17 protein-coding genes and 1 pseudogene are annotated in these 19,855 nt (G+C 61.3%); 15 read left to right on the top strand and 3 right to left on the bottom strand.

The features are described 5' to 3' along the window. Positions 1-3: 3 nt before the first annotated feature. The gene (locus G9C89_RS19620; protein ID WP_172151265.1) at positions 4-1,023 is read right to left on the bottom strand and encodes an AraC family transcriptional regulator; all 1,020 of its coding nucleotides are present in this window, start codon (positions 1,021-1,023) and stop codon (positions 4-6) included. Between the two features lie 274 nt (positions 1,024-1,297). Between G9C89_RS19620 and G9C89_RS19615 the strand changes: the two are divergent. Then, positions 1,298-1,519, top strand: a pseudogene (locus G9C89_RS19615) (PAS domain-containing protein); the annotation flags it as partial. A 14-nt stretch (positions 1,520-1,533) separates the two neighbouring features. Beyond that, complete coding sequence (locus tag G9C89_RS19610; protein WP_172151261.1) at positions 1,534-1,782, top strand: hypothetical protein; 249 nt, start codon at positions 1,534-1,536, stop codon at positions 1,780-1,782. A 167-nt stretch (positions 1,783-1,949) separates the two neighbouring features. On the opposite strand, the gene G9C89_RS19605 is transcribed toward G9C89_RS19610, so the two are convergent. Beyond that, a complete protein-coding gene (locus G9C89_RS19605; RefSeq protein ID WP_172151259.1) occupies positions 1,950-2,972 on the bottom strand; it encodes an AraC family transcriptional regulator in 1,023 nt (340 codons plus the stop codon). A 152-nt stretch (positions 2,973-3,124) separates the two neighbouring features. Here G9C89_RS19605 and G9C89_RS19600 point away from each other — a divergent pair, with 152 nt between their 5' ends. The 13 genes from G9C89_RS19600 to G9C89_RS19540 all read left to right on the top strand — a co-directional run bounded on the left by G9C89_RS19600 (position 3,125) and on the right by G9C89_RS19540 (position 19,188). Then, positions 3,125-4,105 (top strand): quinone oxidoreductase family protein, encoded by a 981-nt coding sequence (locus G9C89_RS19600; protein WP_172151257.1) that lies wholly within the window; start codon positions 3,125-3,127, stop codon positions 4,103-4,105. A gap of 14 nt (positions 4,106-4,119) precedes the next feature. Further along, a complete protein-coding gene (locus G9C89_RS19595) occupies positions 4,120-4,968 on the top strand; it encodes a TauD/TfdA dioxygenase family protein (protein ID WP_172151255.1) in 849 nt (282 codons plus the stop codon). 62 nt (positions 4,969-5,030) lie between these two features. Next, positions 5,031-6,086 (top strand): BKACE family enzyme, encoded by a 1,056-nt coding sequence (locus G9C89_RS19590; RefSeq protein WP_172151246.1) that lies wholly within the window; start codon positions 5,031-5,033, stop codon positions 6,084-6,086. A 138-nt stretch (positions 6,087-6,224) separates the two neighbouring features. Next, positions 6,225-7,565: an MFS transporter gene (locus G9C89_RS19585; protein WP_172151244.1), complete on the top strand. Its 1,341-nt coding sequence runs from the start codon at positions 6,225-6,227 to the stop codon at positions 7,563-7,565. 41 nt (positions 7,566-7,606) lie between these two features. Beyond that, positions 7,607-8,338 carry an SDR family NAD(P)-dependent oxidoreductase gene (locus G9C89_RS19580; RefSeq protein ID WP_172151242.1) on the top strand — a complete coding sequence of 244 codons (732 nt, stop codon included), beginning with the start codon at positions 7,607-7,609 and terminating at the stop codon, positions 8,336-8,338. A gap of 57 nt (positions 8,339-8,395) precedes the next feature. Continuing rightward, positions 8,396-9,274 carry an SDR family NAD(P)-dependent oxidoreductase gene (locus G9C89_RS19575; RefSeq protein WP_172151240.1) on the top strand — a complete coding sequence of 293 codons (879 nt, stop codon included), beginning with the start codon at positions 8,396-8,398 and terminating at the stop codon, positions 9,272-9,274. 75 nt (positions 9,275-9,349) lie between these two features. After that, positions 9,350-9,931 (top strand): HD domain-containing protein, encoded by a 582-nt coding sequence (locus G9C89_RS19570; protein ID WP_172151238.1) that lies wholly within the window; start codon positions 9,350-9,352, stop codon positions 9,929-9,931. A 110-nt stretch (positions 9,932-10,041) separates the two neighbouring features. Then, positions 10,042-10,902: a fumarylacetoacetate hydrolase family protein gene (locus G9C89_RS19565; RefSeq protein WP_172151236.1), complete on the top strand. Its 861-nt coding sequence runs from the start codon at positions 10,042-10,044 to the stop codon at positions 10,900-10,902. Positions 10,903-11,423: 521 nt separating this feature from the next. Beyond that, positions 11,424-11,990: an RBBP9/YdeN family alpha/beta hydrolase gene (locus G9C89_RS19560; RefSeq protein ID WP_172151234.1), complete on the top strand. Its 567-nt coding sequence runs from the start codon at positions 11,424-11,426 to the stop codon at positions 11,988-11,990. 140 nt (positions 11,991-12,130) lie between these two features. Then, positions 12,131-14,092, top strand: a complete 1,962-nt coding sequence (locus tag G9C89_RS19555; protein ID WP_172151232.1) for a DUF1302 domain-containing protein — start codon at positions 12,131-12,133, stop codon at positions 14,090-14,092. A gap of 39 nt (positions 14,093-14,131) precedes the next feature. Then, on the top strand, positions 14,132-15,490 hold the full coding sequence (locus G9C89_RS19550) for a DUF1329 domain-containing protein (protein WP_172151230.1): 1,359 nt from the start codon (positions 14,132-14,134) through the stop codon (positions 15,488-15,490). Positions 15,491-15,648: 158 nt separating this feature from the next. Continuing rightward, positions 15,649-16,722, top strand: coding sequence for a WD40/YVTN/BNR-like repeat-containing protein (locus tag G9C89_RS19545; protein WP_172151228.1), 1,074 nt, complete (start codon positions 15,649-15,651; stop codon positions 16,720-16,722). A 27-nt stretch (positions 16,723-16,749) separates the two neighbouring features. Beyond that, positions 16,750-19,188: an efflux RND transporter permease subunit gene (locus tag G9C89_RS19540; RefSeq protein ID WP_172151226.1), complete on the top strand. Its 2,439-nt coding sequence runs from the start codon at positions 16,750-16,752 to the stop codon at positions 19,186-19,188. A 487-nt stretch (positions 19,189-19,675) separates the two neighbouring features. Here G9C89_RS19540 and G9C89_RS19535 read toward each other — a convergent pair. Continuing rightward, on the bottom strand, positions 19,676-19,855 hold a 180-nt coding region (locus G9C89_RS19535; RefSeq protein WP_172151224.1), incomplete at its 5' end, for a hypothetical protein.

Below are 19,855 nucleotides of genomic sequence, written 5' to 3'. Positions count from 1 at the left end.
GCTTCAGCCGCTGTTGCGCGGCACCTGCTTGTGCGTACCGCGCCAGGTTGCCGGCGGCATGCCGAACTGGGCGATGAACCAGCGGGTGAAGGAACTCGGCATGGAGTAGCCGAGCATGTCGGCGATCCGTCCCAGCGAGTAGTCGGGGTTTTCCAGGTAGCGGAGCACCAGGTCGCGGCGCACGTCGTTGATCAGTTCGTTGAAGGTGCTGTCGCCTTCCTTCAGGCGGCGCTGCAGGGTGCGCACGTTCATGCCCAGGGTTTGGGCGATCTGCTCGATGGTGGCGCGGCCCATCGGCAGCAGCAGGTAGATGGCCTTGCGCACCTCGAACAGCATCGACTCGCCGTTGCCGCTCTGCAGGGAGTCGAGGTAGCGCTGGGCGTAGCGTGCCATCGCCGGGTTGGCATGGGGATTGGTCGCGTCCAGGTCGGCGTCGGGGCAGACGATGCCGTTGAACTCGCTGCCGAACTCCAGCTTGCAGCCGAACAGGCGGCGATGCAGTTGCAGATTGTTCGGTGCCTGGTGGGTGAAGTTGACGCTGTAGGGATGCCAGTGCGTGCCGAGCAGGGCGGCGCACAGGCGGAACATCACGCCGATCGCCAGCTCATTGGCCTGGCGACAGGGCAGGTGCGACTCGGTGACCACTTCCTCGCGAATGATCACCATCTTGCCGGCTTCTTCGATGAAGATCGCCAGCGAATCGTTGAGCAGGTGACGGTACTGCACCACCACCTGTAGCGCTTCGCGCAGGGTGCGCTGGTGGGTGAGCAGCAGGCTGACCGCACCGAAGTCGGAGAGCTGGCGCGATTCGGCCATGCTCAGGCCGAAGTTCTGACAGCCGCTGGCGGCTGCCGAGTCCTCCAGCAGACGCACCGCGGCATCGACCGGGATGCGCTGCTCGGGATCCTGCAGCATGGTCTTGTTCAGGCCAACCCCGGCCAGCAAATTGTGTGGATTGAGGCCGAGATGTTGGGCGGTTTCCAGGTAGTTGGTCAGGACGGCGGCGCGAACCAGTTTTGTCATGTGCGGGCATTCCTGGGGGAGGGCTTGCTCTGGGCAGCGGCCCCGGCAGAAAGAAAATTGACATGGATCAAGGCTGGTCTGCAAGTCATGAAATGAGAAGTTTTTGACGTCCTTTGTGGTTTTCAAGAAATTGGCCTCCAGTAAATTCTGTCTCCAGTGTCAGTTTTGAAAAAACGGCCCCGATGCACACGTGACGATATCTGCTGGCGCCCTGTTTGTCTGGTCGCCGAAGTCGTTGGTGGGGGAACTAAGCGAAAGACTTGAGAGAGCCTGTATGCGACTGAATACGCCGATCACCGACCGGGAACGCAGCCTCCCAGCCGAGCAACGGTTGATTTCCGCGACAGACGAACATGGCAATCTCACTTATTGCAACGACGAGTTTGTCGCGGTCAGTGGCTTCACTCGTGAGCAGTTGATCGGCAGCCCGCACAATATTGTGCGCCACCCCGACATGCCGCCGGCGATTTTCGAGCATATGTGGAGCCATCTGAAGGCCTGACTGGCAGTGTGAGCAATATCGAGCGCATCGATCTGGGCACAGGGGATGCTGGTTCAACGCTTTCGCTAACCGCCGAGGCTATCGAGTTGCTCACCGATACCGACAACGAGTTGCAGATAGGCGGTGACAGCTTTGATACCCTGAATATCGTGGGTGCTGTTCAATCAGTAAGTACCACCGTCGATGGTGTCGCCTACGACCAGTATGTGTTCGGTTCAGTCACATGCACTTGGTTGACGATATCATGCACATCTTGAGGTGCCACCTGGCTAAGGAAAGCCAATCGCCACGCATCAAGCCAGCAAGAGCGCGAACATTCGGGACCGGTCAACTCCGCCAGTAGAGCGGCACAACCCCTCAGCGTTATTACTGGCACGCATTGAGGAGCCAAGGAGCTCATGCCACCATGACGACTCCTGGCTATTCAAACTGTGGAGGTTAAAACCGGCTGGCGTATTTCGCGGCGCCACGTCGACACACTGCAGCCGAAGCGGTCCGAGAACCATCGAGAAAAGGCACTCAAGGACGAAAAGCCCAGCAAAATCGCCACATCAGACAGCGGCCGTTCTCTGTTTTCGACGTATTGAATCACCAGATCGACCCGAACCGCATCGACGATGGAGGAGTAATTCTGGCCGTGACTGGCCAGATGGCGGTGCACGGTCTTGCGATCCATACCCAGTTGCTCGGCCACGCGCTCGGCAACGCACTCGCCTTTCGGTAGCAGGGCCAACACCAGCTTTCTGACCTTGTCTGGCATCGTCACATCAGACTGCGCCAGCTTCGCATTCAGGAAGTCGCGGGCATGCCACGCCAGGACGGGGTCATACGAGGAGATCTTTGTATCGAAATCGGTTTGGCTCAAGACAATACCGTCGAAGTCCTGATTGAACAGGATTGACGTGCCAAACACGCGTCTGTGCGTGACCAAGCTGGCTGGCGCCTTGTGCTCGAAGCAGACACTTCTGGGCTTCCAGCTTGCGCCAAGGAACAGTTTGAGGATGCGGTACAAGGTGCACATGACGATCTCGATTGATTGCCGCAGAGATCCGCGCGCGCCGTGTATCACCAGCAGCTTGAGGAGCGCCACGCCATCCCCTTCCTCGATGCGCAACTCCATCGATTCGTTGTACAGCACTAGATGGCGTGCGACCGATCCCAGAGCTTCGCGCAGCGTGGCTTCCTCGCGCAGGGCAATCGCCAATGGCCCGAGGTTGTCCAGTTGGCGCGTTTCGCCCATGCGCAGGCCGAAGTCTTCGACTCCTGATGCCTGAGCCGAATCCTCCAGCAGGCGCATCACCGAATTCGCCGGGATCTTGATGTCCGGATCCAGTAATGCGGATGTGCTGACGCCGGCTTTTCGCAACTGGCGATAGGGATCCAGGCCAGCTGCGCGGGCCACGTCGATAAAGTTTGTCAGGCTTGAGCTTCTTATCAAGTTCGGCATCGAGATCCCCTCTGTCGCCCCAAAATGTAAAGTCTTCGCCCCAGAATATCAAATTCGCACCAGCTCATTCACAGATACTTTTCCTGCACGGCGATGACATCGCGATGTAGTGAAGTCAGAGCGCCGAACATATTGGATTTGGGAGAGTTGATATGCCACACGCCATACGCATGTATGAAACAGGCGGTCCGGAAGTCCTGCGCTGGGAGGAAGTAGACGTCGGCGATCCCGGTCCTGGTCAGGTTCGGCTGCGCCATGAAGCGGTCGGATTGAACTTCGCCGACACCTATTTCCGCAGTGGCCTGTATCCGATGCCGTTGCCCGCTGGCATGGGCGTCGAAGCTGCCGGCGTGGTCGATGCCGTTGGTGAAGGCGTGACCAATGTCGCTGTAGGCGATCGTGTGACCTACACCGGCTTTTTGAACACGCTGGGTGCCTACAGCACCGAGCGCCTGATTCCGGCTGCGCCCTTGATCAAGCTGCCCGAGTCGATCAGCTGTGAAACCGCTGCCGCCATGACCATGCGCGGCCTGACCTCGTCCTATCTGATGCGGCGCATCTACGACTTCAAGCCGGGCGACAGCATCCTCCTGCACGCCGCCGCCGGCGGCGTCGGCCTGATCGTCTCGCAGTGGGCCAAGCTGTTGGGTTTGACGGTCATCGGCACGGTTTCAACCGAAGAGAAGGCGGCCATCGCCCGGGCCCATGGCTGTGATCACACCATCAATTACAGCCATGAAGATGTGGCCAAGCGTGTACGCGAATTTACCAATGGCGTCGGCGTGAACGTCGTCATCGACAGCGTTGGCAAGAGCACCTTCGATGCCTCACTCAACTCCGTCAAGCGGCGCGGTCTGGTGGTCTGCCTGGGCTTCACGTCCGGAACCATCTCGGGTTTCGATCCGCAAATTCTGGCCACCAAGGGTTCACCTTATCTGACCCGTCCAGCCTTGGCTGACTACATTTCCGACCCGGCCGAGAAGGCGGATCTGGCCGGCGAGCTGTTTGGTCATGTCGGCGCGGGCCGCATCAAGATCGAGATCAACCAGCGCTATACGCTGGAAGGCGCGGCACAGGCGCACCGCGATCTGGAAGCGCGCAAGACCACCGGCTCCTCGATCTTCGTCATTTAAGGAGGGCGGCGCAAATGAGAGTCGAACAACTGAGCTGTGCCATCGGTGCCGAGCTGATGGGTGTCAGTTTACGTGACGCGGTGCATGACGATGGCTTGTTCGCACCCATCCGTGAGGCCTTGATCAAGCATCGCGTGCTCTTTCTGCGCGACCAGGACATCACTAGCGTCGAACATGCGGCTTTTGCGCGCCGCTTTGGCGACCTTGAAGATCACCCGGTGGCACCCACTCACGCGGACGCGCCGGGCCTGGTGCAAATCTACAAGAGCCCGGACAGTCCGATAGACCGCTACGAGAACTGCTGGCACACCGACGCTACCTGGCGCGAAGCCCCGCCCTTGGGTGCCGTGCTGCGCTGCGTGGAATGCCCGCCGGTCGGTGGCGACACCATGTGGGCCAACATGGTGTTGGCCTACGAGAAGCTGCCGGATGACGTCAAGGCGAAGATTGCCGACCTGATTGCCAGCCACAGCATCGAGTCCAGTTTCGGCGCCGCCATGCCGAAGGAAAAGCGTCTCGCGCTGAAGAGCCAGTTCCCAGATGCCGAACACCCGGTGGTGCGCACGCATCCAGAAACCGGTGAAAAGATCCTGTTCGTCAATGCATTCACGACCCACTTGGTGAATTACCACACCCGGGAACGGGTGCGTTACGGCCAGGATTACAACAAGGGCGGCAGTGACCTTCTGCAGTACCTGATCAGCCAGGCTTACAACCCCGAGTACCAGGTGCGCTGGCGCTGGAAGAAAAACAGCGTGGCGATCTGGGATAACCGTTCGACCCAGCATTACGCCGTGATGGATTACCCGCCCTGCCATCGCAAGATGGACCGCGCCACCATCATCGGCAATCAGCCTTACTGAAACAGCACCAGCACCATCGGCCCCATTTGGTCTCCCGTAGCAATTATTGAGGAAGTGAGAATATGCAATTCCTGGACGATTCCCTGCACGTAGAAAACATGGACAAGGTGGTCATCACCGTGGCCCCGTACGGTCCAGAGTGGATGCCGGAAGACTTCCCGGAAGACATCCCGCTGACCATGGACGAGCAGGTACAGAAGGCCGTTGACTGCTACGACGCCGGCGCCACCGTACTGCACCTGCACGTACGTGAACTGGACGGCAAGGGTTCCAAGCGTCTGTCCAAGTTCAACGAACTGATTGCCGGCGTGCGCGACGCCGTGCCGGACATGATCATCCAGGTGGGCGGTTCGATCTCCTTCGCGCCGGAAGGTGACGGTGCAGAAGCCCTGTGGCTGTCCGACGACACCCGTCACATGCTGGCCGACCTGACGCCCAAACCTGATCAGGTCACCCTGGCGATCAACACCACCCAGATGAACATCATGGAGCTGCTGTATCCGGAATACCTGGAAGGCACCTCCCTGGGCAGCCCGGCCTTCCAGGCTGCCTACAGCGAAATGACCGTGCCGGCCGGCCCTGCCTTTGTGGCAGAACACCTGCGCCGCCTGCAGGCGTCCGGCATCCAGCCGCACTTCCAGCTGACCGGCATCCACGCCCTGGAAACCCTCATGCGTCTGGTGCGCAAGGGCCTGTACATGGGGCCGCTGAACCTGACCTGGATCGGCATCGGCGGCGGTTTCGACGGCCCGAACCCGTTCAACTTCTTCAACTTCATCCACCGCGTGCCAGACGGTTGCACCCTGACCTCCGAATCGCTGCTGAAGAACGTGCTGCCGTTCAACACCATGGCTCTGGCCATGGGCCTGCACCCGCGAGTGGGCAACGAAGACACCATCATTGACCACAAGGGCGATCGTTTCGGCTCGGTCGATCAGGTCAAGCAAACCGTGCGCATCGCCCACGAACTGGGGCGTGAAATCGCCACCGGCAAGGAAGCGCGCGAGATCTACAAGATCGGTGTGCAGTACAACAGCATCGAGGAAACCTTGGCCGCCAATGGCATGGCGCCGAACCGTAAACCGGGTCAGAAAAATATGCCCCTGAGCGGAGTCTGATGCGCAACCTGCCCCCCAGTGTTGCCACACGGCAAGACTGGGGGGCAGGGGGGCAGAGATGCCTGCCAGCCTGTCGGATAGGTAGTGAATCAAGCTATTGGCGCGACGCCTTTCGTCGCAACAGACCAAGGCACACCCATGCAGGAAGAATCTGTCGCTTCGTTTGCCAACGCCGGCCTTGCGCTCGAGGCTCCACGCTCGCGCGCCTACGCTTGGTTGGTGTTTGCCATCATCTTCGGCCTGATGCTGTCAGATTACATGTCTCGGCAAGTGCTCAGCGCCGTGTTTCCCCAGCTGAAAACTGAATGGAGCCTGAGCGATGCCCAGCTCGGTTTGCTCAGCGGTATTGTCGGTCTGATGGTTGGTTTGTTGGCTGTCCCGATCGCGGTACTGGCCGACCGCTTTGGACGGGTTAAATGTATCGTGCTGATGGTGCTGTTCTGGAGCCTCGCCACCCTGGGGTGCGGAGTCGCGCAAAACTATGGCCATATGCTGCTCGCGCGCTTTTTTGTGGGGCTGGGTGAGGCCGGTTACGGAAGCGTCGGTCTGGCCATCATCCTGAGTATTTTTCCCCCGGCCAAGCGCGCCACTCTGACCGGTGCATTCACGGCTGCGGGCATGTTCGGCTCGGTGCTCGGCATGGCGGCTGGTGGCGTGTTGGCTACCCACTTTGGCTGGCGGGCGGCATTCATTGCCATGGCCCTCTTCGGCCTGCTGCTGGTGCTGGTCTACGTATTGACCATTACCGAAGCCCGCGTTGCCCTGCATGTGCACAAGGGTTCGTCTGAAGCAGTGAGTGGTGCGGGCGGACTGAAAAACATGGACCGCAAGCTGCTGCGCAAGATCGTCAAGGCGTTGTTTGGCGCTCCTACGCTGGTGTTCGCCTACGTCGCCAGCGGCCTGCAGCTGTTTATCGCCTACTCCGTCATCTCCTGGGTGCCGAGCTACATTAACCGCTACTACGGTATGGCCCTGGACAAGGCGGCACTGGCAGCGGCTTTGCTGCTCATTGCCAGCGGGATCGGCATGGCCGTGTGCGGTGCCTTCGCCGACAGATCCGGGCGCGACGCGCCGGAGAAACAACTGACGCTGGCGATCAAGTTCTGTCTGGGCGCCTGTGTCTTGCTGGTGATCGCCATGCGCTTGCCGCCGGGCGCTGCACAGTTTGTCATGATCGCCGTTGGCGTCTTTTTCGCGGCTGGCAGCTATGGTCCAGCTGGCGCCGTAGTGACCAACCTGGTGCACCCGGCCATTCACTCGACGGCCCTTGCCACGCTGGTGTTGGCCAACAATCTGCTGGGTGCTGCGCCAGGCCCCTACCTGACGGGCGTGCTGGCCGATCAGATTGGCCTGCTGGGGGCCTTGCAATGGATCCCACTGATATCTATCGCTGCTGCGCTGATGTTTGCTTGCGCGAGGGCCAGCTATGTGCGCGATCTGCGCCGTTTTGAGGCTACCAGTTCACAACCATTCTTTTGAATCTCGACCTTTCATCCTACAAACAATAAAGGAAACAGCTCATGAACCACTCCAATCCCACCCCGCTCGAGGGTAAGGTCGCCATCATTACCGGTGCCGGTCGTGGCATCGGTCGCAGTATTGCCATCGCCTATGCAAAGGCTGGCGCTGCCGTGGTGTGCAGCGCTCGCAGCGGCGCGGAAATCGCAGAAACGGCCGCTCAGATCAAGACCTCGGGTGGTCGGGCGCTTGCGCATGTCGCTGACGTGGCTGACTACGCTTCGCTGGTCTCTTTATTTCAGCGCGCCAGCGATGAATATGGTGGGGTCGATATTGTGGTGGCCAATGCCGGTGTCGCCACCGAGCAACGCCGGATCGAAGACAGCGACCCTGAGTTGTGGCGCAAGACGATCGACATCAACCTGACAGGTGCTTACTACACGGCACATGCCGCTATCCCGCATCTGCGTAAGCGTGGCGCCGGCAAGATCATCATGGTCGGCTCCGGTCAACGCAATCGCCCTGCGCCAGGGTTTTCGGCTTATTCCTGTTCCAAGAGCGGCATGTGGATGCTCACTCAATCGCTGGCGTTGGAACTGCATGAATACAACATCAGCGTCAACGAACTCATTCCTGGCCCGGTCAAGACCGCCATGACCCGCGATGCGGCCATCCCCCCAGGAGAGTGGTTCAAGTCCCCCCAGGAGGTGACGCCCATGGCCTTGTTCCTGGCGAGCATGCCCGACGGCGGTCCGACGGCCCAGAGCTACAGTCTCATGCGCCGACCTGCCTGAGACCTGGCCACGAATAAGCGCTGAAGAATTGATCGTACCTAAACCCGGGAGAACGCCATGCAGTCGTCACAGCAATCACAACGAACCGAACATGCGACAAGCGACAGAACACAAGGCAAGCTCGCTGGCCGCATTGCCCTGATCACTGGTGCAGGCCGTGGTCTTGGCGGCAGCATCGCGGTCGACTTGGCCAAGGCCGGCGCGGATATCGTTATCTGCGATATTGATATGCCTGCCCTGGAAGAAACCCGGCAAAAAGTGGAAGAGGCGGGCGCTGCCTGTCTGGCACTGCGCTGCGACATTACTTCAAGCCGTGAGGTGGCAGAGATGTTTGCCAGCGCCGTTGAGCGTTTTGGCGCGCTGCATATTCTGGTGAACAACGCAGCGGTCGCGCCCACCGGAAAAGCCGACGCGGAGCGACGCAACAAGCACTACGCCTACATGACCACGCCAGTGCCTCGTCAGTCTCTCGGCTTCACCAGCCAAATCACCGATGAGGACTGGCTCCGCTACTGGAATGTCAATGTGCATGGCATGTTCTACTGCACGCGCGAAGCCCTCAAACTGATGGAGGCGCAGCAGTACGGCAGAATCATTAACCTGGCCTCCATCGCAGGCTTCTCCACCATCAGCCTGCACAGCCCCCACTACTGCGCCACCAAGGGAGCCGTTATTGCGTTCACCAAGTCGGTCGCAGCCGAAGTGGCCGGAGCCAATATCCTCGTCAACGCGCTGGCGCCGGGAGGCGTGTCGACACCGTTCTTCGAGGAGTATCTCGACTCCATCGGCGAAGTAGGCAGGAACAGATTCTGGCAGATGATTCCCGCGGGGCGTTTCGGCCAGATGGAGGAATATGCATCCATGGCGACGTACCTGGCGGGAGACCATTACTTTGTGGGACAGGTGATCAGTCCCAATGGCGGCGCCGTGATTTGAATGAAATGAACCGTAAGCCATCTGGCGCGTATGCGGATGGCAACCTCACACGGCAGATCAGAAATGAAGACTTCCATGATGAAACTGGCGAAATTCAAACGCATGCAGGACAGCACCCAGGAAGACTGGGACATCATCAAACCCCAGGCAGCGAAATTCTTCAGCGGACTGCCTGAGCGCGTACTGGCGCACCTGAAGCTTCTGGAGGGCGACTTCGGCGGCTTTCCGATCGACCGCTACAGCCACTGCCTGCAGAGCGCCACGCTGGCCTTGAAAGACGGACGCGACGAAGAGTATGTGGTGTGCGCCCTGCTGCACGATATAGGCGATACGTTGGGCTCGTACAACCACCCCGAAGTCGCAGCGGCGATCCTGAAGCCTTTCGTATCCGAAGCTAACTTGTGGATGATTGAGCATCACGGCATTTTTCAGGGGCACAATTTCTTTCACTACATCGGCATGGATCGCAACATGCGTGACCAGTTCAAGGGCCATCCGCATTATGAGCGCACGCTAGAGTTTATCGATAAATACGACAGCCCGGCCTTCGATCCGGACGGCGAGATTTATCCGCTGAGCACCTTCGAGCCAATGGTGCAACGAGTGATGGGAGCGCCAAAGCGATCCATCTACAAGGCGGTCATGGATACGAAGTAAAGCACTTGGGAGCGGTACGTAAGTTGTGCTGACAGTTAGGGCGGTCAATTAGTGAAGTAGGTCGCGATGACCGCTGGTAGCACTCAAGCAAAGAAATTGAGGAAAGAGGCATGCGATTTCAAGTATTCAAGTCGTGCGGCAAGCAAGGCTTGGGAGTTGTGGATACAAAAGGACAGTTGCGCGGTTGTTTGGAGGATGAAAATGCCTACCCCGGAACCTTGGAAACCTTGATCGAGAAAGGTGACGAAGTGCTTCAGGCAGCCGGACGGTGTCTGCTGGATGGGCGCACATTCAGCGCCGCAGAGGTTGAAGTGCTGCCGCCGTTGCAAAGTCCGGGCAAGATCATTTGCATTGGCTTGAACTATCTGGAGCATGCAAAAGAAGGCGGGTTCCAGCCCCCCACCTATCCAGCTGTTTTCGCCCGCTTTCAGTCAAGTTTGATTGGTAGCGGCGCACCTTTGGTGCGGCCAAAAGCCTCGGAACAATTTGACTTTGAAGGTGAGCTCGTCGTCGTGATCGGCAAGCCCGGACGCCACATCGCCAAGGAAAAAGCGCTTGAACACGTTGCGGGTTATTCGGTGTTCAACGATGGCTCAGTGCGCGATTACCAGATGAAGGGTGCGCAATGGACGGTCGGGAAAAATTTCGACGGCACGGGCGCTTTCGGCCCCTATCTCGTCACCCCTGACGAGGTGCCGGCAGGCGGCAAGGGTTTGCGCGTGCAGACCCGCTTGAACGGCACGATTGTGCAAGACGCCTCCACCGACGACATGATTTTCGATGCCGCCACGTTGATTGCCTTGTTGAGCGAAGCGCTCACGCTCCAGGCAGGCGACGTCATTGTGACCGGCACACCGCCGGGAGTCGGGTTCACCCGCCAGCCGGCGCTTTACATGAAAGCTGGAGACGTGTGCGAGGTCGAGATAGAAGGCATCGGCTTGTTGCGCAATCACGTGGTAGATGAAGCCTGAATGTTTCAGCAGCACGGACCAGCCGGTACTCAGCGTCAATGTCGGAAAACTTGCCTATTCAACTGAGCTGGCGCCACCAGTTGCAATGACCGTGTTCTATGCGCAGGCAGTCCGACAGGATTCAAGTCGATGCAGTCGCCAGAATGACCGGTATCCAGAATCGATGATCGGCAGCAATTGGCCCAGACTGTGTAAGAACGTAGTGAGTGATGGCAATCAACTTCCGGGGAATTTTATCAGTGTCCAGGAGGCCGTCGGAGGGCCAATCAGGCGCAATCGGTGATTCTGGTTGTTGACATTGAGTGCCAGGCTGGCGTCTGAACTAATCCTTGTCTTGATTGTGTTTGTTGTGTCGGCTGGCAGTGGCGCCATGAGTGCGAAGGTGATCAGTGCCTGTCATCAATAGAAAAGTGACTGACGTCAAATGCGAAGCACGCCGGAGGGGGGGGCTTTATTGTCGACACTATAAAAAGCGCTGGCGGTTTGGCTGGCCGAATCATCGAGAAGACGAGGGTGCTGAAGTGGATAAAAAGCAAACTGCCGCAACCGTTCTGATCGTGCCGGGCCTGCGTGAGCATGTCGCCGAGCATTGGCAGACCTTGCTCGAGGCCAGGTTGGCCAAGGTGCGCAGCGTGCCACCCCTGGAAACCGACAAGCTCAGTTGCGCCGCCCGGGTCGAGGCCATCCAGCGCGAGCTGGAGCAGATCGACGGGCCGGTGATCCTGGTCGCGCACAGCGCCGGCGTGCTGATGGTGGCGCATTGGGCCGCGCGCTACGACCGTCCGATCAAGGGCGCGCTGCTGGTCGCACCGCCGGACCTCGATGCCAGCTGGCCGGAAAACTACCCGACGCCGGACAGCCTGCGGGCCAACGGCTGGAACCCGCTGCCCAAGGGCAAGCTGCCGTTTCGCAGCATCCTCGCCGGCAGCTCCAACGATTACCTGGCCAGCCTGGACGCGGTTACCCGCATGGCCCAGGACTGGGGCAGTGCACTGGTCAACCTCGGCGCGGTCGGCCACCTCAATCCGGCTTCCGGCTACGGCAAATGGCCGCTGGCCGAGGATTTCATCGACGATCTGGATCACTAGTCGGGAACGCCAGCGTATGCGCTGCGCGCAGCAAACAAGTATGCGTCCAGGAACAAACTGAATAAGTAAAACTCGCATCGCAGCTATACAGGATGTGAGCCGTTGTTAGAGCAACAATTACAAGAAGCGGAGACAACATAATGCACAACAACAAGAGTCACGGTTCCAGCCCCTTGCGTCGCAGCCTGCTGGCCACGGCCATCCTGGCCGCTTCCATGCCGGTCGCCCAGGCCTTCGAATTCGATACCGGCAGCGAAGACTGGTCGGTGCGCTTCGACAACACGGTCAAGTACAACTACGGCGTGCGCACCGAAAGTGCCGACAAGCGCATGCTCGGTACGCCGAACAACAACGACGGTGATTACAACTTCCGCAAGTCCGGCACCAATATCACCAACCGCGTCGACCTGCTGTCCGAGTTCGACGTGGTCTACCAGAATTCCATGGGCTTCCGGGTCAGCGCCGCGAGTTGGTATGACAAGGCCTACGACAATACTGGTTCGAACTCCAATCCGTTCGTCAACGGCAATGGCGCCGTGAGCGGCATGGTCGGCCAGCATCCCCTGGTCGGCGGCTTCACCGGTCTCGACGGCGTGGGTAACGGTAGCCCGCACCTGAGCAACTATGCCCAGCGCTACTACAGCGGGCCATCCGGCGAGATCCTCGACGCCTTCCTGTTCTACAGCACCGAGGTCGGCGAGGAGTCGCTGTTCAGCATCAAGGCCGGCCAGCACAACGTGTTCTGGGGCGAGACCATCCTCAATCCGGTGCATTCGGTCAGCTACGGCCAGTCCGGCCTGGACCTGGCCAAGCTGGCCGCTTCGCCAGGCACCGAGGCCAAGGAACTGTTCGTTCCGCGCAACCAGATTTCCACCACCTTTACCCTCAATCCCGAGCTGACCTTCGGCGCCCAGTATTTCCTCAAGTGGGACGAGGCGCGCCTGCCCGAGGCCGGCACCTACTACGGCACTTCCGATGTGCTGGGCGAGGGCGCACAGTCCTTCCTGCTCGGCCACACCGCCACGCCGCCCGGCTTGCTCGGCCAGGACGCGCTGACCAACGTGCGTCGCGGCGATGACAACACCCCCGATGATCGCGGCGACTGGGGCCTGATGGTCAAGTGGTCGCCGGAGTGGCTGGACGGCACCCTGGGCGCCTACTACCGCAACACCTCGGACATCCTGCCGCAGGCCGTGCTGGATGCCCGCTCGCTTACAGTTGTGGGTAATAGCTGCGGTTTTGGCGGCCTGGGTGGGGCGGTCTGTACTCTGGTCGACTCCCTGGCCGGCACCAGCTACAACCTCAGCTACGGCGACGACATCGACATCTACGGTCTGAGCCTGTCCAAGAACTTCGGCGACGTCAGTATCGGCAGCGACCTCAACTTCCGCCAGAACATGCCGCTGAGCAGCATCCCGGCGATCCTCAGTGCGACTGGTCCTCTCGGGCTTGGTTCTGGACTGGGCCTGTTGCCGGCGCGCACCCCGGGCACTGGCGTGGTTACCGACGTGCCAGGCGAAGGCGACAGCATGGCAGCCACCGGCGAAACCCTGCACTGGACCGTCAACGGTCTGGTCGCCATCGGCGACACCCCGCTGTTCGATTCGGCCGTCCTGCTCGGCGAGCTGTACTACAGCAACCTGATCAGCCTCGATAGCGAGAACGAGGCGCTCTACAAGGGCAAGAGCACCTACCGTGGCATCGACAAGCCGACCCGCGACAACTGGGGCCTGGCGGTCAACTTCACCCCGACCTGGTACCAGGTGTTCCCGGGTGTTGACCTGAGCGCGCCGCTGTCGATCAACGTCGGCCTCGATGGCGTCTCCCCGGTCGTCGCAGGCGGTGCCGAAGACACCGGCAACTATGCGGTGGGCGTCAGCGCGGCGATCTACAGCAAGTACTTCGTCGACCTCAAGTACGTCGACTCCTTCGGCGAGACGGAGAAGTGTAACGACGGCGCCACCGACGGGGCCACGCCGAACGCCCTGGATGGTCCTGAGCGCTACACCTGCTACGGCGGCGGCTACTCCTCGTTCTCCGGCGGCGGTGCCACCGGCGAAGATCGTGGCGCCATGTACCTGACCTTAAAAACCACCTTTTGATCCGCGAATGACCTAGCCACTAGGCAGGAGTACAACAAGATGAAATTCGTGACTACGCTGCTGGCCGCCTCTCTGGCCTCCATGATTTCAGGTGCCGCCCTGGCGGCGGTATCGGCCGAGGAAGCGGCCAAGCTGGGCACCAGTCTTACTGCAGTGGGTGCCGAAATGGCGGCCAGTGCCGATGGTTCCATTCCGGCCTTCGACGGCGGCCTGAAGACCGCGCCGGCCGGGTTCAAGGCGGGCGACACCTTCCGCCCCGATCCTTTCGCCGATGAAAAACCGGTGCTGGTGATCGACGGCAAGAACGTCGACCAGTACAAGGACCAGCTGACTGCGGTCACCGCCGAGCTGGTCAAGCGTTTCCCCAGCTTCCGCATTGATGTCTACCCGAGTCATCGCACGGCGACGCTGCCCCAGACCCTGCTGGACAACACCCTGAAGAACGCCACCGGCGCCAAGTCGCTGGAAGGTGGCAATGCCATCGAGAACGTCCTGCCGGGCGTACCCTTCCCGATTCCGCAGAGCGGGGCGGAAGCCATGTGGAACCACTTGCTGCGTTACCAGGGGGTCGCGTACTCCACCAAGTACGACTCCTGGAACGTCGACTCCGCAGGCACCCCGACCCTGGCCACCACCGGTATGGCCTTCAATTCCTATCCGATCTACGAAGACCTGAATAAGGTCATTGAGGCCAAGGACACCTACTGGCAGATCAAGCTGTACTACAGCGGTCCGGCCCGCCGCGCCGGCGAGTCGCTGATGCTCAAGGACGCCGCCAACCCGCTGGCACAGCCGCGCCGTGCCTGGCAGTACCTGCCCGGCGTGCGCCGGGTGAAGCTCGCGCCGAACCTGGCCTACGACACGCCGAACCCGGGCACCGCCGGCTCCGGCACCTACGATGACGTCTATGTGTTCAACGGTGGCCTGGACCGCTACGACTGGAAACTGGTCGGCAAGCAGGAAATGGTCGTGCCGTACAACACCTACGCGCTGACCTACATCAAGGATCCCAAGCCGATGACCACGCCGAACCACCTGGCGCCGGAGTTCGTGCGCTGGGAGAAGCATCGCGTGTGGGTGGTCGAAGGTACCCTCAAGGGTGATGCTCGCCATATCTACCACAAGCGCCGCTTCTATCTGGACGAGGACACCTGGGTGGCCCTGGCCTCTGACCAGTACGATGCCCGCGGTCAGCTGTATCGCGGCTCCTACAGCTTCTTCACCCAGAGCTACGACGTGGATACGCCCAACTCTGCACCTCACGTGATCTATGATCTGGTCGGTGGCAGCTACAACGTCAACGGTGTGGTCGGCCCTTACGGCGGCATCAAGTACATCGAACCCCTGTCGAAGGTACAGTGGTCGCCGGAGGCTCTGGCGGGCGCCGGTATTCGCTGATCGCGCTATGAAAAAAGCCCTGGCCGGAACGCTGTCGTTAATCACGACAGCGTGACGTGCTGACGGTCGGTGTAAGTCGCCGATCGTCCGGAGCTGCTGATTCCCACGCCGGGCTGCCTTCGCGGGTACCCCGGCGCTGTTTCCCTTGAGGACGCGGTATGTGTTCTTTCAAAAAGTTCATGCTAGTGACATTCTGCGCCACGTTGACGCTGCTGCAGGCTGTCGCTCAGGCAGCCAGCTATGTCGATGTACTGGAACTGCCGGCCAAGCCGAGTGCCCTGGCCGTGCGCAGTCCCTTGCTGGACGTGACCCGCGCGGGTGAGCGTCTGGTCGCTGTTGGCCAACGTGGCCACATTCTCTATTCCGATGATGCCGGTGCGCAGTGGCAGCAGGCCGCCGTGCCGGTCAGCGCCGATCTGAATGCCGTGCATTTCCCCACCGCCGAGCTGGGCTGGGCGGTGGGCAACGATGGCGTGATCCTGCACAGCAATGACGCCGGCGCGACCTGGAGCAAGCAGCTCGACGGCCGTGAAATCGGCGCTTTGCTGGTGCAGCATTACGGCGCCCTGGCCAGTGCCGAGCCGGCCAACGAGCAATGGCCGCTGCTGGTGGCCGAAGGCCAGCGCCTGATCGAAGAGGGCGCCGACAAGCCGTTTCTCGACGTCTGGTTCGCCGACGCCAAGCGCGGTTACGCGGTCGGCGTGTTCAACCTGATCCTCGCGACCCGCGACGGCGGCCAGAGCTGGACGCCGCTGCAGGACCGCACCGACAACCCGCAGGGCTTGCACCTGAATGCCATCGCCGCGGCCGGCGAGGCGCTGTACCTCGCCGGCGAACAAGGCCTGCTGCGCAAGTGGGATGCCGATCGGGAGCGCTTTGTCGCCGTCGCCACGCCCTACCAGGGCAGCTTCTTCGGCCTGATCGGCAGCCCTGGCGAGCTGCTGGTCTACGGTCTGCGCGGCCATGTGTTCCGCAGCGCCGATGGTGGCGCCAGCTGGAGCCCGCTGGATAGCGGCCTGCAGGTCAGCATCAGCGCCGCCAGCCGCGATGCGGCTGGCGCTTACCGGCTGTTCACCCAGGCCGGGCACATGCTGCTCAGTGAAAATGGCAGCACCCACCTGCAGTTGCTGCCGCAGCAGAGCCAGTCGCCGGTCGCCGGCGCCACCCTGGCCGCCAATGGCGCCCTGGTGCTGGTCGGTGGCCGTGGCGTACGCGCCTTGCCCGTCGAATAACAGAACAACAAGAGCGAGTACCCTGACATGGGCACAATCAAGCAAGACAGCATGCCGGTGATCCGCGATCTGCGCGACTTCGATCCGCACAGCGGCAACCTGCTGGAACGCCTGGTGTTCAATCACCGACCGCTGTTCGTCGTGCTCATGGCGCTGATCACCCTGGTGTTGGGCTACATGGCCGTGACCCGCCTGGAGATGCGCCCCAGCTTCGAGAAGATGATTCCGCAGAGCCAGCCGTACATCCAGAACTACCTGGAGAACCGCGCCTCGCTGCGCGGCCTGGGCAACTCGGTGCGGGTGGTGGTGGAGAACACCGAGGGCGACATCTACGACCCCGAGTACCTGGAGGTGCTCCGGCAGGTCAACGACGAATTGTTCCTCACCGCCGGCGTCGACCGCGCCTGGATGAAGTCGCTGTGGAGCCCGGGCGTACGCTGGACCGAGGTCACCGAGGAAGGCTTCCAGGGCGGGCCGGTGATGCCCGACAGCTACAGCGGCACGCCGGCGGACATCGAGCTGCTGCGGCAGAACATCAACCGTGCCGGCATCGTCGGCAGCCTGGTGGCCAGCGATTTCAAATCGAGCATGCTGATCGTGCCGCTGCTCGACAAGGACTCGGCCACCGGTCAGGGCATCGACTACCACCAGTTCTCCCAGGTGCTCGAGGAGAAACTGCGCGACCAGTACGAGTTCGCCGGCGGTGGCGCGCTGCAGGCCGATGAGGAAGGCAGCGGCAAGATCAAGATCCGCGTGATCGGCTTCGCCAAGCTGATCGGCGACCTGATCGACGGCCTGATCCAGGTGATGATGTTCTTCGGCGTCGCCGTGCTCAGTGCCTTCTGCATCATTTTGTTGTACACCCGCTGCCTGCGCAGCACCCTGCTGGTGATCGGCTGTTCGCTGATGGCGGTGATCTGGCAGCTGGGCATCGTCTCCTGGCTGGGCTATGCGATCGATCCCTACTCGATCCTGGTGCCCTTCCTGATCTTCGCCATCGGCGTGTCGCACGCCTCGCAGAAGATGAACGGCATCATGCAGGACATCGCCCAGGGCACCCACAAGCTGGTGGCGGCGCGCTACACCTTCCGCCGCCTGTTCATCGCCGGGGTCACCGCGCTGCTGTCCGACGCAGTGGGTTTCGCCGTGCTGATGCTGATCGACATCCCGGTGATCCAGGAGCTGGCGATCACCGCCAGCATCGGCGTCGCCGTGCTGATCTTCACCACCCTGCTGATGATGCCGGTGGCGCTGTCCTATGTCGGCGTCAGCGCCAAGGCTGCCCAGCGTGCGCTGATCATCGACGCCCATGCCACCCAGCATCGCGGCCTGGGCAAGCTGTGGGACCTGCTCGACCTGTTCACCACGCCCAAGTGGGCGACCGGCGCGGTGCTGGTCGCCGTGCTGCTGGGCATCGGCGGCTTCGTCGTCAGCCTGCAGTTGAAGATCGGCGACCTCGACAGCGGCGCCCCGGAGCTGCGCGAGGACTCGCGCTACAACCGCGACAACGCCTACATCACCGGCCACTACGCGCTGTCCAGCGACATGTTCGCGGTGATGATCAAGACCGGCCCGGAAGGCTGCCTGAACTACCAGACCCTGGTCCTGGCCGACCGCCTGGCCTGGGAACTGCAGCAGCACCCGCAGGTGCAGACCACCGTGTCGCTGGTCAACGCGGTGCGCCAGATCACTGCCGGCTCGTTCGAGGGCAACCCCAAGCTGAACAGCATCCAGCGCAACCAGGACATGCTCAACTACGCCGCGCAGCAGGCCTCGGTCAACGCGCCGGAACTGTTCAACACCGACTGCTCGCTGATGCCGGTGATCGCCTACCTGGCCGACCACAAGGCCGAGACCCTCGACCAGGTGGTGGCCATCGCCGAGCGCTTCGCCCAGGCAAACAGCAGCGAGGATCGCCAGTTCCTGCTTGCCGCCGGCAGCGCCGGCATCGAAGCGGCGACCAACATCGTGGTGCGCGACGCCAACCGCACCATGCTGCTCTATGTCTACACGGCGGTGATCATCTTCTGCCTGATCGCCTTCCGCAGCTGGCGCGCGGCCGTGGTGGCGATCCTGCCGCTGGTGCTCACCTCGATCCTCTGCGAGGCGCTGATGGTGTACATGGGCATCGGCGTCAAGGTCGCGACCCTGCCGGTGATCGCCCTCGGCGTGGGCATAGGTATCGACTATGCGTTGTACCTGCTCAGCGTGCAGTTGCACTTCCAGCGCCAGGGCCTGTCGCTGTCGGCGGCCTACAAGAACGCGGTGGCCTTCACCGGCCGGGTGGTCGGCCTGGTCGGCATCACCCTGGCCGCCGGGGTGATCACCTGGGCCTGGTCGCCGATCAAGTTCCAGGCCGACATGGGCATCCTGCTGACCTTCATGTTCGTCTGGAACATGCTCGGCGCGCTGATCCTGATCCCGGCGCTGTCGCACTTCCTGCTGCGCAATCCAAAGCGGGCATAAGCCGGCTAGGCCCCGCCCGCCAGGGTGGGGCTTTACCGGGCGGCAAGAAACTGCCCTTGGTCTCCGCGTTGCTGGGACTGGGGTTTTGCTGTTCCCCTCTGAATAGAGGGCCTGAAGTGAATGTGATTGGCTGCTTGGGCGTGACGCCTTGCCCTGTTGGGGATGAACCCCAGCGTGTCGGCGGGCGTATTCGGTTGGGCCTGTTGTGCCTGCTGGTTTGCCTGGTCGCGCCGGTTCGGGCCAGCCCCCTGGCGGTGTGCGTCAGCGATGTGGCATTCCCGCCGTTCACCTTTCCCGACCGTGAGAGCGATGGCCAGCGCCTCGTGTGCTTGGCCAGCGGGCGGTCGGTCTGCCCGCTGGCGCAGAGACCCACGGCCAAGTGATGCAGGCCGGCGCTCTGGTCGAGCGAACTGGCCGACTGGCTGCAGGCCCTCCAGCATAAAAAAGCCCCGCACTGGGCGGGGCTCTTCTTCACGCAGGGTTACGTTCAGGCTTGCACGACCGGGATGTTGGCGTTCGCTGCCGCTTCACGGAACTCGGCGATCTGGTCGAAACTCAGGTAGCGGTATACGTCCGCTGCCATGGTGTCGATTTCCTTCGCGTAGACCATGTATTCCTCAACGGTCGGCAGGCGACCGAGGATCGAGGCAACAGCGGCCAGCTCGGC

This window comes from Pseudomonas tumuqii, from assembly GCF_013184545.1.
Classification (GTDB): Bacteria; Pseudomonadota; Gammaproteobacteria; order Pseudomonadales; family Pseudomonadaceae; genus Aquipseudomonas; species Aquipseudomonas tumuqii.
This window is presented reverse-complemented; position numbering and strand designations above follow the sequence as displayed.

What these genes read in the sequence shown, in the direction of transcription:
- G9C89_RS19620 (WP_172151265.1), bottom strand. Translation starts at nt 1,023, where the DNA reads ATGACAAAACTGGTTCGCGCCGCCGTCCTGACCAACTACCTGGAAACC.
- G9C89_RS19605 (WP_172151259.1), bottom strand. Translation starts at nt 2,972, where the DNA reads ATGCCGAACTTGATAAGAAGCTCAAGCCTGACAAACTTTATCGACGTG.
- G9C89_RS19600 (WP_172151257.1), top strand. Translation starts at nt 3,125, where the DNA reads ATGCCACACGCCATACGCATGTATGAAACAGGCGGTCCGGAAGTCCTG.
- G9C89_RS19595 (WP_172151255.1), top strand. Translation starts at nt 4,120, where the DNA reads ATGAGAGTCGAACAACTGAGCTGTGCCATCGGTGCCGAGCTGATGGGT.
- G9C89_RS19590 (WP_172151246.1), top strand. Translation starts at nt 5,031, where the DNA reads ATGCAATTCCTGGACGATTCCCTGCACGTAGAAAACATGGACAAGGTG.
- G9C89_RS19585 (WP_172151244.1), top strand. Translation starts at nt 6,225, where the DNA reads ATGCAGGAAGAATCTGTCGCTTCGTTTGCCAACGCCGGCCTTGCGCTC.
- G9C89_RS19580 (WP_172151242.1), top strand. Translation starts at nt 7,607, where the DNA reads ATGAACCACTCCAATCCCACCCCGCTCGAGGGTAAGGTCGCCATCATT.
- G9C89_RS19575 (WP_172151240.1), top strand. Translation starts at nt 8,396, where the DNA reads ATGCAGTCGTCACAGCAATCACAACGAACCGAACATGCGACAAGCGAC.
- G9C89_RS19570 (WP_172151238.1), top strand. Translation starts at nt 9,350, where the DNA reads ATGATGAAACTGGCGAAATTCAAACGCATGCAGGACAGCACCCAGGAA.
- G9C89_RS19565 (WP_172151236.1), top strand. Translation starts at nt 10,042, where the DNA reads ATGCGATTTCAAGTATTCAAGTCGTGCGGCAAGCAAGGCTTGGGAGTT.
- G9C89_RS19555 (WP_172151232.1), top strand. Translation starts at nt 12,131, where the DNA reads ATGCACAACAACAAGAGTCACGGTTCCAGCCCCTTGCGTCGCAGCCTG.
- G9C89_RS19550 (WP_172151230.1), top strand. Translation starts at nt 14,132, where the DNA reads ATGAAATTCGTGACTACGCTGCTGGCCGCCTCTCTGGCCTCCATGATT.
- G9C89_RS19545 (WP_172151228.1), top strand. Translation starts at nt 15,649, where the DNA reads ATGTGTTCTTTCAAAAAGTTCATGCTAGTGACATTCTGCGCCACGTTG.
- G9C89_RS19540 (WP_172151226.1), top strand. Translation starts at nt 16,750, where the DNA reads ATGGGCACAATCAAGCAAGACAGCATGCCGGTGATCCGCGATCTGCGC.